Source organism: Brevundimonas sp. SL130, assembly GCF_026625805.1.
Lineage (GTDB): Bacteria > Pseudomonadota > Alphaproteobacteria > Caulobacterales > Caulobacteraceae > Brevundimonas.
On sequence record NZ_CP113064.1, the window covers coordinates 3,486,315 to 3,501,928 of the forward strand.

Genomic DNA, 15,614 nt, shown 5'->3' on the forward strand with positions numbered 1-15,614 from the left:
TTTACGTCGCAGCGACCGATTTAGACGCGGGTCCGCAAATCGCGCTTCGCTCTGGGATCATGGCCGTCCGTTCAGGCCGCGCACGGTTCATCACACGAGACTGAATCCAGAGCGGCGATCTGGGTTGTCGACAACAGCCGCACCAGATCGATCAGGACGACGAATCCCTCGTCGCGGCGGACGACGCCCGAGATATAGTCCGAGCGCCATTTGACGCCGATGTCGGGCGAGGACTCGATCTGGTCGGCGGTGAAGGCCGTGACCTCGAACACCCGGTCGGCGACCAGACCCAGGCTCAGCACCCGATCCTCCAGCGGGAGGTCCAGCACCAGGATACGGGTGTTCAGCGTCGGCTCGACCGGCGCCATGCCCAGGCGGATCCGCAGATCCGCCGTCGGCACCCCCCGACCCCGCACGTCCGTCAGGCCCAGCAGATAGTCCGGACCGTTGGGGATGCGGGAGGGGGCCTGATAGGTCAGGATTTCCCGCACCAGGCCGACCGGGGCGGCGAAGACCTCGTCACCCAGGCCGAACGCGACATACTGGCCCTCGGCCGCGCCTTGCCCCTCGGCCGCGCCGGACATCAGGCGCTCTCCCGGAAGTCCATGTCCTCGGCGTCCGCGCCGCCGGTGGTCATGTCCAGAGCAAAGCCCTGAGCCCGCGCCTGCTGGGCATGAACGTGCGGCCTCGCAATCGCGGGCGACGCCGGACGCGCAGCCTTGAAAGTCGCAGGACGGGCGCGCGCCCGCACCGGGTCGCGCGCGGGCGTTCCAGCCGCATCCGTGCGGAAGAAGGCGATCGAGGTCTGCAGCTCCTCGGCCTGAGCCGCCAGTTCCTCGGAGGTGGCCGACATTTCCTCGGCCGCCCCGGCGTTCTGTTGGATCACCTTGTCCAGTTGCTGGATGGCGTCATTGATCTGGGCGGCGCCGACGTCCTGTTCGCGGCAGGCGGCGCTGATCTCGGACACCAGTTCGGCGGTCTTGCGGATGTCCGGCACCAGGCGTTGCAGCATCTCGCCGGCGTCCTGGGCCGCCTTGACGGTGTCGCCCGACACGGCGCCGATTTCGGCGGCGGCCGTCTGGCTGCGTTCGGCCAGTTTGCGCACTTCCGAGGCGACGACGGCGAAGCCCTTGCCGTGCTCCCCGGCGCGGGCGGCCTCGACCGCAGCGTTCAGGGCCAGAAGATCGGTCTGGCGGGCGATCTCCTGCACGATGCCGATCTTGGCCACGATGGTGCGCATGGCGTCCACCGCACGGTGAACCGCCTCGCCGCTGGTTTCTGCGTCCTTGGACGACTGGCGCGAGATCTTCTCGGTCTGGGCGGCGTTGTCGGCGTTCTGTTTGATATTGGCGGCCATTTCTTCCATCGAGGCCGAAGCCTGTTCGGCGGCGGCGGCCTGTTCGGTCGCGCCCTGGCTCATCTGTTCCGAGGAAGACGACAGTTCCTGGCTGCCCGCCGAGACATTGTCGGCCGCCGACAGGGCGTCGCCGATGACCCCGCGCAGGCGTTCTATCATCCGGTTCAGGTCGGTCAGCATGTCGCCGATCTCGTCTCGACTGGTCACGGCGACGTTCTTGGTCAGATCGCCCTCGGCGACGAGGCGAACCGCTTCGCAGGCGCGGGCCAGGCCCTTGCTGACCACTAAAATAATCCCGACACAGCCGGCGATCGCACCCAGCAAGGCGATGACGGCGGCGATGATCAGGCTATTGCGGGCCTCCTCGAAGACCGCCGTCGCCTCCTCGTCCGCCTCACCCATCAGCGCCTTGTCGGTTTTGACGATGCGCTCCGCCGCTTCCTCGATCGCTCCGAGGCTGGCGCGCGCCTCGTTCATCATCAGACCTGTGGCGCCGGCCTTGTCGCCCGCAACGGCGCGCCGGTCGATTTCCTCGCCGATCGGCTTGTAGACGGCCCACGCCTGCGCCAGGGCGACCCATTCGGCCCCGGCCTGTTCAGACGTGGCCGCCTGACCCTGGGCCAGCAGTTGATCCAGATTGGCGCGCGCCTGATTGTTTTCGCTCGACATTTCTCGCACGACGTTCGGATCCTCGCTCAACAGCATGCCGCGTTGGCGTCGCACATAGCCGCTGAACTCGGTCTCTATACTCTGGGTGCGGCTCAACTGAGCGGCCGGGCCGGCCAGCACATGATGGATCCCCGCATTCAAAGACGACAAGTGGGTTAGGGATACGCCGACGAGCACGCTGATCGCCACGATCAACAGCCCGAAGGTCATGATCAGCTTGGCCTTGATGGTGAAACGCATGGCTATCTCCCCGAGCAAACGCTCAATGACGAACGACGAGAGCGACCGACGCGGACGTCCGGACGCAGATGAATAATGTGCAGATCACGGTCGAGACGCGGCTTGGCGACGGCAGCGGCCGTGCGCCTTTTCTTTGGCCGTTCCTACAATCGTAACCCCCCATTTACAGGACGGATCGCACCACAACTAAAACGCATCATTACGAAAGACGGTTAAGCCGACATCAAGCAAAAGATACGGAAGTGTACCTAGAAAAAAGCCCTCAAATTCTAGTAAGGTTACCGGAAATTAGGGCCAAATCGCCCCACAACAAAAACCCAACCCTAGGTCGCAACTACGGACTGAACGGAGGCGGTGTTCTCACCAAGCTTGGCGGCGCGCCTCAAGGACATCTCGGGCGCAATGGCCACGCCTCAGCAGGCGATTTCACGTTTCGGGCTCTTCTTTACCCATGAACCGCTCGCCCCGCCTGGCTTAGCGCCCAGCATCCTTCGTCAGCTTCATGAAGCGCCGACATCCGCTGCGACACACTCATCGAGAAGTGCGCGACACGGGACATCCAGCCCGACCGGCCCGACCGGCAATGCGCCTCGGTGATTGCTTAGATAGATTGGGTTTTCTGCGTCTTGGGTCCCACGCGGGTCCCTGGGCCCCACGCTAAGCGAAGCAATGACAGCAAGTGTTTGAAAAGATGGCGCACCCGGAGCGATTCGAACGCCCGCCCCCCAGATTCGCAGCCTGGCGATTAGGCGCGACAATTCAACTACTTACGAAGGATCGCCTGTAACAGCGTGCAGCATGCCGCCTCTGCAGATCAGCAAAGTTACAGATCGCCGAGATGCCTCTTTGGCCTTGTTAGCCGCCCCTCCTGGTGGAGATCGGCGATGCGAGGGACGGACGAACGCAGCGGCTGACAGCTTCAGAGCACGGCAGCCTCGCGACGGCGACTCGCAGGGGGCGGGCCACGCAACTACGTCAGTCCCAGCCGCCATACTCCGCGTTTTCGTCTGCCGTTCGGGGCCATCTATCAAGGTTGCCCTCCATGGAGGCGCGAGGCGCCCGTACGACTAGCCCGGCAGCCGATCCCGTTCGGCCGCATGCCAACGCCAGGCGGTGCGGACAATGTCGTCCAGGGTCCGGGTCGGGGCCCAGCCGAGCACCTCGCGCGCCCGGCTGTTGTTCGCCACCAGGCAGGGGGCGTCGCCGGGACGGCGCGGCGTGGTCTCGACCGGGAAGGGCTGGTTCGTGGTGCGGCGGATGGTGTCGATCAGTTCCTTGACCGTCGTGCCCGTACCGGTGCCCAGGTTGAAGACCGTCGTTTCGCCGCCGTCCAAAAGGTACTTAAGCGCCCGCACATGGGCGTCGGCCAGGTCCATGACGTGGATGTAGTCGCGCACCGCCGTGCCGTCGCGAGTGTCGTAGTCGTCGCCGAACAGCTTAAAGCCCTGACGCTGGCCCAGGGCTGTCTGCAGCGCCAGGGGGATGGCGTGGGTTTCCGGGTGGTGGCGCTCGCCGATCCGGCCCTCTTCGTCGGCCCCCGCGGCGTTGAAATAGCGCAGGCAGACCGAGCGGAAGCCGGCGTAGGTAGAATAGTCGGCCAGGGCCTGTTCGACCATCAGCTTGGTCCGGCCATAGGGGTTCAGCGGTGCCTGGGGATGGGTCTCGTCCATCGGCAGCCGCACCGGGTCGCCATAGGTGGCGCAGGTCGAGGAAAAGACCATGACCTCGATCCCGCCGCGCCGCGCCGCCTCGATCAGGGTGATCGCCCCGGCGACATTGTTCTCATAGAAGCGGCCAGGCTCCTTGACCGATTCCCCGACCTCGATCAAGGCGGCGAAATGCAGGACGGCCACGGGCTTATGCTTGGCGATCACTTCGTCCAGGCGGGCGCTGTCGCGGATGTCGCCGGTCTCCAGCTCGCCCCACTGGACGAAGGCGGCGTGGCCGTTCGACAAATTGTCATAGACAACCGGCCGGAACCCTGCCTGCGACAGGGCCAGACAGACATGCGAGCCGACGTAGCCCGCCCCGCCGGCGACCAGAACCGTGTCGTTCATCGTATCCCCCACATGTCGAGTTCACAGGCACTTACTGCTCATCGGCACCCGCCTGCGATGAGCGCCGTCTAAACTACCTGAACCTCAGCGCCGGCTGGCGTTCAAAACCAAGCCTTTCAGAAGTCGCCTGCAACTGCGTCCAGGCCGCCATGATGTGGTAGAAGGAGCTGGCGGGCGCGGGCTCGTCGATGAACTGGCCGTTCTCCAGCAGCTTGTCTCGCCACAGACCGTCGTCGGTCAGATAACGCCACAAGGCCCGTTGCGCCATAGCGGCCTGTTCGAGCAATCCCGTCCGGTCGCCGTCATCGGAAAGTTCCGCGAGGATCAGCGAAGCCTTTAGCCACTCCGTCTGCGGCCACAGGCGGGCGCGGCGGCTGAGGACGGCGCCGTCCTGGTCCATAGCGTCGACGGCGACCTGACGACGCGGGCCGACGCCACGCAGTCCGAAGGCGTAGAGTTTGCGCGCCGCGTCGATGGCGGACGCATCGCCACGCGCGCGGCCGTAGCGAGCCAGTAGCCAGGCCCATTCGAACTGATGGCCAGGCTCGACCAGCCGGCCGTCATCGCCCGCCGCCGGCGACCAGTCTTCGGCGAAGAATTCGCGTAGGAAGCCGCCCTCGGCGTCGATAAAGTGCTGACGAGCCAAGGTTACGATCCTGTCGCTGAGCGCGCTCCAGCCCGCATCTTTACTGACAATCTCCCAAGCCAAGGCGGCTTCAAGCAGATGCATGTGGCAGTTGGACTGGAACGGATAGGCACCGTTCTCGATCAGCCCGCCCGTCGGCGGCGCGTCAGCGAGAAGACGGTCTCGTACCGCCTTGGCCCTCCCCTCATGCTCCCCTTCCATCCCCGCCTGCACGGCCGAAGCGAGCGCGAAGAGATGGAACGCCTGATCATACAGCATGGGCGTCTCGTCGAGCGGCGATCCGTCGGCGGCCAGAACGGTCCGCATCAGTCCGTCGGGTCGGAGATAGGCCGCTTCGATTCGCGCCAGACCGCTTTGCACGACCTCACGCCAAGGCCCATGCCAGCCCATCCGTCCGGCGTCGGCAAACACCTGAACCTGTCGCGCCTGAACACGGGCGCGCCGTTGGCTTTCGACCTGCCGCCCGTCGAGGCCGAGCAGTTCCGCAAAGGCGCCATCCGCCGATTGGCCCAGCGCGCTCCAGATCGGCAAGGCGCGCATGTTCAGCCAGCGGGTGAACCGGGCCCCGCCGTCCAGCAAGGATTCCGGCGCCAGTCGCGCGAAGTCGAGGTGCTGCGGCGACGACAGCTTGAGCCGCTCCACCACCTTCTTCACGTCCTGGCTACGGCTCAGGTCGCAGACCAGCACGGCGTCGCGTTCGGCGATGATGGCCAGGTTGCGCACCCCGATGGCCGCGACCACCATGCCTTCCGGCGCCCGCGCCATACAGCCTTCTGCGTCCTCAAAGACAAAACTGCCGAGGTCGCCCTCCCCCGTCGCGGCTACGGCGTCCCACGCGCCGAGATCGGACCATTCGAAATCCACGGCCAGGACCGAGGCTCGTTTGGTCTTCTCCATGACGGCGTAGTCGATCGAGATCTTAGGCGCGCTCCGGAACGCCGCACCCAGCACCGCCAGGTCGCCATCGCCTTCGTCCGGCAGGGCCTCGCGTGCGGCGGCCTCCACCGCAGGAGCTGCGGACTGCAGTTCCCCCAGCAGGGTGGCGGCCGAAACGATGAAATTGCCGCTGTTCCACAGATAGCCATCAGCAATGTAGCGCTCGGCGGTGTCCCGATCCGGCTTTTCGACGAAGGCCTTTACAGCGGACAGGCCTTCACCCTCAGCCGCGATATAGCCGTAGGCCGAGGACGGCTCGGTCGGCGTGACGCCCAGCGTCACGATCAATCCCGCCTGTGCCGCCTCGGCGGCCCGTTCCGCGGCCGTGCGGAAGGCTTGATAATCCGGGATGTGGTGATCCGAGGCGACGAAGATATTCACGCCGTTCGGATCACGCCGTACGGTCCAGGCCGCAGCGACGGCCATGGCCGCAGCAGAATCCCGCGCTTCCGGCTCAAGCAAAATTTGGGCGGTCACGCCCAATTCGGCCAGCTGCGCCAGAATGGCCTCACGGTGCGCCACGCCCCCGACGACGATCAGGCGTCCGCCCGTGTCCGCCAGGGGCGCCACCCGCAGCACTGTTTCCTGAAACAGCGATCGGTTGCCCGACAGCGGAATAAACTGCTTGGGCCGCGACGGCCGCGATGCTGGCCAAAGCCGGGTGCCGGCGCCGCCGCACATAATCACCGGATAGAGATTCATCGTTCCCCCAAGGCATTCCGCAGGCGCAAGCCGTCTTCACTCAACCACGCCAAGATGACGGGACGTCGGTCGCCGGCATCAAATTTCCTGGTTGAAGGCGCCGATCTCGGGATAGGCGGCCAGGCGCGGCTTGATCTCCTTGCGGAACAGGTCGCGCATGTCGTCCTCGGAGCGCATGCTCTCGACCACCACCACCAGTTCGGGCTTGTTCGACGAGGCGCGGACCAGGACCCAGGAGCCGTCTTCCAGGTGCACCCGCACCCCGTTGACAGTGATGGCCTCGAGGATTTTTCGGCCCAGGATCTCGCCGCCGGCCTCGGCCAGGTCGGAGTATTCCTTCACGATCCGCTCCAGCACTTCGTACTTCAGCTCATCGTCGCAATGGGGCGACATGGTCAGGCTGGTCCAGGCGTCCGGCAGGGCGGCCTTCAGTTCGCTGAGCTTTTTGCCGGGATTGCGGTCCAGCATGGCCAGGACCGCCCCGGCGGCGACCAGGCCGTCGTCGTACCCATGACCCAGGTCGCCGGCCATGAAGAAATGGCCCGACTTCTCGAACCCGGCCAGGGCGCCCAGTTCGGCAGTCTTGCGCTTGATGTAGGAATGGCCGGTCTTCCAGTAGACCACCTCGGCGCCATTGGCCTTGAGGATCTCGTCGGTCTTGTAGAGGCCGGTCGATTTCACATCGACCACGAAGGTGCTGTCCGGATAGACCTTGGACAGGTCGCGGGCCAGCATCAGGCCGATCTTGTCGGCGAAAATTTCCGCGCCCGTGTCGTCCACCACGCCGCAGCGGTCGCCGTCGCCGTCGAAGCCCAGGGCCAGGTCGGCGCCGGTCTCGCGAACACGCTGAGCCATCTGCACCAGCATGGCGTGGTCTTCCGGGTTCGGATTGTATTTGGGGAAGTTATAGTCGAGGTCGGTGTCCATTTCGATCACCTCGACCCCCATCCGGCGCAGGGCGTCGGGGGCGAAGGCGCCGGCCGTGCCGTTGCCGCAGGCGCAGACCACCTTTAGCGGGCGCTTGATCTGCACCTTGGAGGCGACGTCGGCGACATAGGTCTCGCGGAAGTCCTCGACCCGGACCAGTTTTCCGCCCGGCCGGGCCAAGCCCTCGCCGTTCAGCACGATCTGCTTCAGCCGGCCCATCTCCTCGGGGCCGAAGGTCAGGGGCTTGTTTGCCCCCATCTTCACGCCGGTCCAGCCGTTCTCGTTATGGCTGGCGGTGACCATGGCGACGCAGGGGGCGTCCAGCTCGAACTGGCCGAAATAGGCCATGGGCGACAGGGCCAGACCCACGTCCAGCACCTCCATCCCGCCTTCCAGCAGACCCAGGATCAGGGCCTGTTTGACGCTGAGGCTGTAGCTGCGGAAATCATGGCCGGTGACGATCTTCGGCGCGACGCCGATCTCGTGGACATAGGTGGCCAGGCCCAGACCCAGGGCCTGAATGCCGAGAAGATTGATCTCCTTCTCCAGGATCCAGCGGGCGTCGTATTCTCGGAACCCCGTCGGCTTGACCAGGGCCTGCGTCTCATAGGCCGCCGTGTTCGGCTTCAGGTCCTGACGGGGTTTGAGCATATTCTTCCCGAAACGTTTCATCTCTGCATCCGGTAGGGCCGTTGAACCAATCAGTCGCACCGACATTCATATGTTGCAACGCAATAAATTGTGGCGGCAAGATTATAAGCTGGGAAGCCACGACTCATTGTCTAAAGGCCATAGACGAGCCGCTGGACTAGCCGGCCAAACTGCCGCGGGCCCAAAAGACGACCATACATTGGAGAATCGGCGACTATGAACCGCAGAGACCTTCTGGTCAGCCTGACCATGACGCCTGTAGCTATATCCACAACGTCGCCCCCCAACCCCCGCCTCCCCAGCAAGACCGATTTCACTGCGGCGCCCGCAGGCTTTTGCGGCGTCACCGAAAAGCAGCGAGGATTATTCCTCGTCAGCCCCGTCACGGGCCGCCTATTGATTGTGAGGGAGTAGATGACGAACCGCTTTCGTGTCTTGTCCGCCGAAGACGTGGCCGCAGTCGGCGGTCTCACGGCAGAGAGCTCAGTTCCCAATATCGAGGCTCTCCGCGCGCTCGGCAGGCATATCCCCTATGCCCTCGTTCGGGGGTTCGAACGGGACGGAGACGGTGGAGGCGGCCTCTTTTACATGAAGCACGAAAAGGCGACCGAAGCAGAAAGACCAGGATTGTACGTCATAGGCTCAGACGGCGCGGGCTGGACGCGACAGTGGGACGGTGAGAATTTCAACGCCGCCTGGGTGGGCATCCGCCCCGATGGATCTGATTGCGGTTCCAAGTTCAGCCGCCTTCCCAAACGAACAACCGTCAACTTCTCCCCCGGCGAATACGTCTTTTCATCCTATCCGCCCCCCGCAGATTTCAGCGACCGCTTTTATCGAGGCAAGGGAGTGGTCTGGAAATGCACCGGCGCCCTGACGGAATTTCAACGCGCCTTCGTCTGGTCCTACGCCAACGGCCAGGATTTTGGCGTCGATAACGGCGGCCAAAATGTTCGCGACATGACCCTAGCGGGCCTCTCTCCCATCGAAGGGATAGGAATCATAGGCCCAGGAACATCGACGGGCATAGGCTTCAGCTTCGACAACACCGCAACCACACGCCCCTATTTCGTGCGGCCGAAGAACTTCTCAATCGGCAATTTTCGTATCGGATTCGGCGGCGCGGTGACGCCGATGCGCAACTTCTTCCTGACAGGAGCTGACGACTGCGTCTTCAAGGGAAACCACATCAACATACGTCTGGATAATACTGGCAGTGTCAACTCCGGCGAAAACATAACCTTCCGGCGCTGCTACATCGGCAACGCGTCGGGCACGGGTATCGAAGCGATCAAGCTCCAACTTCTCGTTCTGGACAACTGCTCGCTGGACTACAATGCACGGCACGCCGTCCTCATCGACACCAACACCAAGATGACCGCCTGCTATCTTGAAACGAATGACGCCACGACCAAGGCGGACATGATCAAGACCTCTGGCGTCACCAAATTGGTTGTCGACGAAACTTCCAACATCTACGCCCTGGGTTGGGCCGACCGGGATGTTTTCAGCCTGGACGGCATCTCGACTATTGTCTGTAACGCGACCGTCGACATGACTGGCCCCTGGGGCGCACGCACCTTGTACACAGGAGCAAGGTCCAGCGTCTTCGGCCGGACCAAAGGCTGCAACGGGGACAACTGGGCCAACCTGCTCAGCCGGCACCTGGGGCGCTTCGCCGATCCGGAGTTCTCGATCCAAGGCGCCGCCGGCAGCCTCGACCTTTGTCCCGACAGCTCCCCCCCTTCCCGAACCATGCTGACCCGCGACAGCGTACGCGAGAATCGCAGATACGCGGTTCGCATGACGGCTCCTTCTCCCGAAGCCGGCGCAGTATTGGGGTTCCACAGAATGCCGGTCTCGGGCGGCGAATGGATGTTCATCTCCCATTATGACAAGGTGGTTGGGACCATCGTCAATCTGGCGCATCGCCTGCAGTTCTTCACTGCCGAGGGCCTTAAGGTCGGCGCGGACGTCTTCGTTGGAGGATCGGCCCTGCCGCCCGGCTTCTCGAACTTCGGCAGCCGGTTCTCGCGCGAGTGGAACGTCACAGAAAGAGGTTGGACGTCACAACGTGCCGTGGCGGCCGTTCCACAAGGAGCGGGTTATGTACTCGCGCAACTGCGTATCGACCCCAACAGCACGGGCTCCTACTACGTGTCCGACTATTATCTTTGGCAGTAACTATGCCGATTATTCGACTGCAATGACCGTCTTATGCCGTGTGGACAAAGCGCCCGATCCACCGCCGTATTGATGCGACGCGGACGAATGCGAGGGAGCTGTTGGCGGTCTTGTCGTATAGAGCGTGACGTGACCCCCGTTTCTCATCCAGCGATAACGAGAGTCCTTTGGTGATCTGAACTGGGGTTTGTGGTGTTGGCAAGAGGCCGGTCAGCGCAGCCTCCAACCCGCGCAGCGGACCGGCCGATCTGTCCGTTGAGCGCATCTGCGTAAGCCTGCGGCGTAAGCCTGCGGCGTCAGCCATCCCAGCTTCGAGTGCGGCCGGGTTTCGTTGTAGTCGCGCCGCCAAGTTTCGAGCACCGAACGGGCGTGCGATAGTGATCGGAACAGCGTTTCGTTCAGCAGTTCGTCACGCAGGCGGCCGTTGAAGCTCTCGTTGAAGCCGTTCTGCTGAGGCTTGCCTGGCGCGATGTAATGCCAGCCGACGCCGGCCTCGTCCGCCCAGGCCAGAATGGCGTTGGACGTATATTCCGTGCCGTTGTGGCTGCGCCGACCTTCGGTTCGCTGGTGATCGTGTCCGGGCGTCCCCGCCGCAGGATGATGGCGTCCAACTCGCGCGCCACCCGTCGCCCTGACAGCGAGGTGTCGGCGACGAGCCCGAGGCATTCGCGGGTGCAGTTGTCGATCACCGTCAGGATGCGGAAGCGCCGCCCATCGGTCATCTGATCGGAGACGAAGTCCAGCGACCAGCGCTGGTTGGCGACCAGGGGAATCTCCAGTGGACGCCGGGCGCCCATGGCGCGTTTGCGCCCGCCGCGCCGGCGCACCGTCAGCTTCTCCTCGCGATAGATCCGCTGGACCCGCTTCTTGTTGACCGCATGCCCCTCGCGCCGAAGCAGGACGTGCAGGCGACGATAACCGAACCGCCGACGCTCCTGAGCCAGAGCCTTCAGCCGATCGCGCAGGACGCCGTCGTCGTCCGGGCGTGTCGCCTGGTAGCGCACGCTCGTCCGATCCACGCCCAGCACCCGGCAGGCCCGCCGCTCGCTCATCTCGTAGGCCGACTGCAGGTGCGCCGCCGCCTCTCGATGCGCAGCGGGCGTCACCACTTTTTCCCAGCAGATCCTTCAGCGCGACGTTGTCCAGCATCGAGTCCGCCAGCATACGCTTCAGCTTGGCGTTCTCCTCTTCCAGCGCCTTCAGACGCCGGGCCTCCGACACGTCCATGCCGCCATACTTGGCTTTCCACTTGTAGAAGGTCGGCGAGCTCAGCCCGTGCTTCCTGCACAGATCCGCCACCGGAACACCGGCCTCCTGCTCGCGCAGGATCCCGATGATCTGTTCTTCCGTGAACCGTGATCTCTTCATTCTGTCCGTCCTCTCGAGGGGCGGACTCTAGCTATTCCTGGAGGAGTTTCAGGGGGTCACGTCACCGCCCAGAGGCCCCGGCCGGTCGTCGCCCTGTCTGCGGACCCGCGAGCGCCAGCGGATCGCGCTGGCCGCGCTCACCCCAAACCGGGCCGCCGCCTGACGGCACGACATCCCGCCCTCAATCGCCGCGATCACACGATCACGCAAATCTACCGATAGCGCCTTGCTCATTCATGCCGGCCTCCGCATCCAGCACGAAGGTTGAATCAGAACCCGGACCCCTTGGGAATCCCAAACGATTCAATCAGGCCGCCAAATGCTCTAGAGGATCCGGAGCTGGACTTTTCCAGCCCAAGCTCGGGTGACGGGATGGTTGCGCCACCTGGATTCGTCAACGTGATCGGCGGATTATCACAGATCGCCCGGTGGGCCGGATCTCGTTGTAGTCGCTGCGCCAGGGCGCCAACTTTTCAACCGCAACTGCTGGCGTCAGGAACCCGTGGATGTTCAGGCGGTCGGCTTGGAAGTGTCCGTTGAAGGCTTTGATGAAGGCGTTGTCCGTTGGCTTGCCGGGGCGGGGGAAGTCCAGGGTGACGCCGTGGGCGTAGGCCCACAGGCCCAGTTTCCCTGGAGGCAGATCACCAGCGCCCCCTATATCAACGCCTACAGACCGTAAATCCTAGAAACCGAGATCTCGCCGTTCCCACAGAAGTCATCTTCCACGTGCAGTTTTTCCCAGAACTCGGTCGGAGGAACTATACGACCTTCTGCCAGCGCCCTCAGCATCGCTTCACAGGTTGCCGGGTCGTACACAGTTTGGACGACTTCAGGGCCATACGTCGTGATTACATCTTTGATGTAACGTTTAGCGCCACCATTCAGACACCGAAGATAGTCGAATTCTTGCTGAGAAACCCCGCCGTCTTTAAAGACTGGGGCAATTTTCTTACCTTCCCGGACGTAGTCTATCACAGATCCATGATCGGCTGTAAGCAGGGCCTCAAGGATCATAGACAGGTTTTTGACGGCGCTTTCCGGACGACTGCCCACTTCCGAATAGAAGGCGTGAGCCGAGCTGCCCGCATCAAATACATCGACGATCTCCGGCGTGGTGACCATGTAATAGCCAGTCAACGGGTTCGGGAGAATGGTCTGAAGCGCCTTCTGAATCGTACCGCTATAACCGAGGTCGACCACGCTCAATCCTGGCTCGAGGAAGCCGTTCTGGGCGGCATAATCCAGGAGAAGTGCTTTCTTTTTCGCTCCCGCGGACACAATGTCTTCTTCGACCGTGCGGAGCATCTTCGCCAGCACCTCCTTCTGAGAAACGCTTTCCGTAGAGACCGGCGCATCGGAGAGGCCTGACCCAGAGTCAAGTTCGAAGCCAGCTCTGGCCATAAGGAATTCGGCAAAGGTTCCCCGGAACGCGGAACCTCGCATGACAAAGTCGAGATCTAGCCCTTCGGCTTGCGCCGCCCCAATCGCAAGACGACGCGATATGTGGAAATATCCGGATTCAGGAAGCCTGATTTTCGAACCGACAGTCAAGGATCTTATATAATCATAGTTTTCCTTAATAAACAGACCTTCCCTGGCAAGGAAACCAATGCGGTTCACGCTTTTTATTCTCGGGTGATTGATTAACCAGGTAAAAAAGCCGAAGTAGATGGGGCCGAACACGGCATACCCGATCCGATCAGCGGAATTAATTGTCACCGGTCGGAAAGACGGGTCATCTACAAACGCGTTGGAACACAACTCCGCCATAACAGGCCCAATCACCACTCCGTCACGCCATTTAGTTCTCTCTACACGCCAAGAATCATTTTCTAGAACGCCCCGGATTTCAGCGAGCATGGTAGTGTTAAGAACATGAACGCTCGGGATGCCCCTGATGGTAGGCAAATGAATGTCGGATTCTTCATTATCGCCGAAGTGAACAAACTTCCTGTCGTTACACTCTGACTCATGAATCATCGCCCACACGTCGTCGCGATCCTTACGCATACCGACATCTGACGATATGATCAGCTCATCGACAAGATCAAACATGTCATGATCCGCGAGCACTCGCTCGAAGAATGACTTCGGCATATATGAGTCGCTCACAATAAGCGTTCTCTTGCCCGAGGCTCGCGCCTGTTTGAGCAAGCCAGTGATGTCTTGACGAGGCTTCAAGCATTTACGCTCGACCTCCAGCTCAAGCGCCTTGGCCGCCTTCACCGCCTTCACCGGCCACGTGCTTATCGCTGGGAAGGATGCGTAAATTTCGTCGAGGTTCACATCGCCGCGCGCACCTACGGAGCGTGCGTGCGCCTCAGCTTCCTTCCTCAATGGGTAGAAATCGGCCTCATCATCGATGAGATTACGCGCTTTAAGCGCCCAGCCGATATAGTTATGAACGTCGTCCGGCGTAACGGCCGCCCTGCAGAATAGGGTGTCGTAGAAATCAAACGAGATGGTGTCGTGATAATCAACCATCCATCTCGAGAAATCGCCAGACTCCTTGTATTTATATAGGAGTTTTTCGTTCCAATTTCTACGGTACACGCCGTAATAATGGTCGTACTCGATATAATCATAACTGTGGTGACGAACTATATCGCACAAACCGTGCTCTATCCCGTGCGCAAGGGTTCCGTCGTGATGAGACGGTTCGGCATCAAAATATTCGTACTTCCAATTGTAAGTTAAAAGGCTTCTAAGGGCTGATGTTCTCGCCCAGAACATGCCTCCAACAGGAAGATCTATGCTTCCTTTCGATCTATATTTTTTAATTCCAATTCTTCTGAAGAGCTCTGCGCCTCTATGGCCTGAGCCCAACCAGCTGTGGAACCACGGACCGAATTGACGGTGGGTCGAAGGATAAACCATCCCCATCTGCTGATCTTGCGCGAATTTTCCAATTACAGCCGAAACAAGGGTGCTAGATCCAAGTAACCCTTCATAAAGTGACTTGCGCCAAAGCGACTGCGTATCCCCAGTGCGAAGCGACTTTTTACCATGAATGTGAAGAAACAGGTCATGGCTCAGTATGCGCTCCCTGAACGCAACCAAGAAGGGGCCAAAATTCCTCCCTCTATTTTGAGCCATATGAAATTCTACACTGCAATCTAGATCGTACCGCTCCACGGCGGTCCGGACCTGTGCAGCGACACTTTCATCAGGAACAGAAAACAGAGCCGTAAATCGATATGGTATGTTCTTCAGATATGAGCAAATTTCATCAGCCAGGTCGCCATAGTATATGTGCACCGCGACTGCGATGCTCGGCCCCTGAAGCTGGGGGGTTTGAAACACCGGCTCAACCAGGCCCAAGGACTTCGACGAATAATGCTCATCGACGATGCTACGTGTAAGAGCGCCTTCATATCGTCCATAATTTAGGTAATGCTGTAACGGCGTAAAGCCATGACTACGCAGGTTCGGTCTCTGTGTGTCTTCATACCACTTGGGGTCAAAAAGTGGATGAGGGGGGCGCCCTTCGTAAGCGCCATATGCTGAATAATGCTGCAGGGCCGACATACCAGATTCAGCAACATCGGAATTTCTTTCGAGATACCAGATTGAGTCAAACAATCCATTAGGCTCTCGACCTTCACTGTGGCCATGCTTAGTGAAATGCTCGAAAGCATCCATTTTGGCTTCCGCCACGTCTCTATAACGCGAAAGATACCAAACCGGGTCGAACAGGCCACTCTTGATCAACCGATCAGCAAAGAGCGTTTCACTTTTGTCCGGATTGGCCGTGCGTGTTTGTTTAGGGTGACGAAAAATCGGCATTTTATCTCAACGGATATTTCTAGTACTGCATCTCGCAATACATTTATTTTCTGGGATTAATCAGCGAATTAAATTGAAACACAAAATCACG

7 protein-coding genes, 1 tRNA gene and 3 pseudogenes are annotated in these 15,614 nt (G+C 61.2%); 1 reads left to right on the forward strand and 10 read right to left on the reverse strand.

Going from position 1 to position 15,614, the window contains the following annotated elements:
• Positions 1 to 71: 71 nt before the first annotated feature.
• The 6 genes from OU998_RS16920 to OU998_RS16945 form a co-directional block, all read right to left on the reverse strand.
• On the reverse strand, positions 72 to 584 hold the full coding sequence (locus OU998_RS16920; protein ID WP_267514805.1) for a chemotaxis protein CheW: 513 nt from the start codon (positions 582 to 584) through the stop codon (positions 72 to 74).
• Positions 584 to 2,266 carry a methyl-accepting chemotaxis protein gene (locus tag OU998_RS16925; protein WP_267514806.1) on the reverse strand — a complete coding sequence of 561 codons (1,683 nt, stop codon included), beginning with the start codon at positions 2,264 to 2,266 and terminating at the stop codon, positions 584 to 586. Before OU998_RS16925 ends, OU998_RS16920 begins: the two co-directional genes overlap by 1 nt.
• Before the next feature lie 692 nt (positions 2,267 to 2,958).
• A tRNA-Arg gene (locus tag OU998_RS16930) sits at positions 2,959 to 3,033 on the reverse strand.
• 300 nt (positions 3,034 to 3,333) lie between these two features.
• Positions 3,334 to 4,323: a UDP-glucose 4-epimerase GalE gene (gene galE, locus OU998_RS16935; RefSeq protein ID WP_267514807.1), complete on the reverse strand. Its 990-nt coding sequence runs from the start codon at positions 4,321 to 4,323 to the stop codon at positions 3,334 to 3,336.
• A 73-nt stretch (positions 4,324 to 4,396) separates the two neighbouring features.
• Positions 4,397 to 6,607 (reverse strand): AGE family epimerase/isomerase, encoded by a 2,211-nt coding sequence (locus OU998_RS16940; protein WP_267514808.1) that lies wholly within the window; start codon positions 6,605 to 6,607, stop codon positions 4,397 to 4,399.
• Positions 6,608 to 6,685: 78 nt separating this feature from the next.
• Positions 6,686 to 8,185, reverse strand: coding sequence for a phosphomannomutase/phosphoglucomutase (locus tag OU998_RS16945; RefSeq protein WP_267516834.1), 1,500 nt, complete (start codon positions 8,183 to 8,185; stop codon positions 6,686 to 6,688).
• Between the two features lie 414 nt (positions 8,186 to 8,599).
• Between OU998_RS16945 and OU998_RS16950 the strand changes: the two genes are divergently transcribed.
• The gene (locus tag OU998_RS16950) at positions 8,600 to 10,369 is read left to right on the forward strand and encodes a right-handed parallel beta-helix repeat-containing protein (RefSeq protein ID WP_267514809.1); all 1,770 of its coding nucleotides are present in this window, start codon (positions 8,600 to 8,602) and stop codon (positions 10,367 to 10,369) included.
• 210 nt (positions 10,370 to 10,579) lie between these two features.
• On the opposite strand, the pseudogene OU998_RS16955 reads toward OU998_RS16950, so the two are convergent.
• The 4 genes and pseudogenes from OU998_RS16955 to OU998_RS16970 form a co-directional block, all read right to left on the reverse strand.
• A pseudogene (locus OU998_RS16955) lies at positions 10,580 to 11,737 on the reverse strand (IS3 family transposase).
• A 60-nt stretch (positions 11,738 to 11,797) separates the two neighbouring features.
• A pseudogene (locus OU998_RS16960) lies at positions 11,798 to 11,971 on the reverse strand (helix-turn-helix domain-containing protein); the annotation flags it as partial.
• Positions 11,972 to 12,099: 128 nt separating this feature from the next.
• Positions 12,100 to 12,362 (reverse strand): annotated as a pseudogene (locus OU998_RS16965) (integrase core domain-containing protein); the annotation flags it as partial.
• A 41-nt stretch (positions 12,363 to 12,403) separates the two neighbouring features.
• Positions 12,404 to 15,523 carry a rhamnan synthesis F family protein gene (locus OU998_RS16970; RefSeq protein WP_267514810.1) on the reverse strand — a complete coding sequence of 1,040 codons (3,120 nt, stop codon included), beginning with the start codon at positions 15,521 to 15,523 and terminating at the stop codon, positions 12,404 to 12,406.
• Between the last annotated feature and the right edge of the window lie 91 nt (positions 15,524 to 15,614).

Coding starts and splice junctions, on each gene's coding strand:
- OU998_RS16920 (WP_267514805.1), bottom strand. CDS start 584: ATGTCCGGCGCGGCCGAGGGGCAAGGCGCGGCCGAGGGCCAGTATGTC.
- OU998_RS16970 (WP_267514810.1), bottom strand. CDS start 15,523: ATGCCGATTTTTCGTCACCCTAAACAAACACGCACGGCCAATCCGGAC.
- OU998_RS16940 (WP_267514808.1), bottom strand. CDS start 6,607: ATGAATCTCTATCCGGTGATTATGTGCGGCGGCGCCGGCACCCGGCTT.
- OU998_RS16925 (WP_267514806.1), bottom strand. CDS start 2,266: ATGCGTTTCACCATCAAGGCCAAGCTGATCATGACCTTCGGGCTGTTG.
- galE (WP_267514807.1), bottom strand. CDS start 4,323: ATGAACGACACGGTTCTGGTCGCCGGCGGGGCGGGCTACGTCGGCTCG.
- OU998_RS16945 (WP_267516834.1), bottom strand. CDS start 8,185: ATGCTCAAACCCCGTCAGGACCTGAAGCCGAACACGGCGGCCTATGAG.
- OU998_RS16950 (WP_267514809.1), top strand. CDS start 8,600: ATGACGAACCGCTTTCGTGTCTTGTCCGCCGAAGACGTGGCCGCAGTC.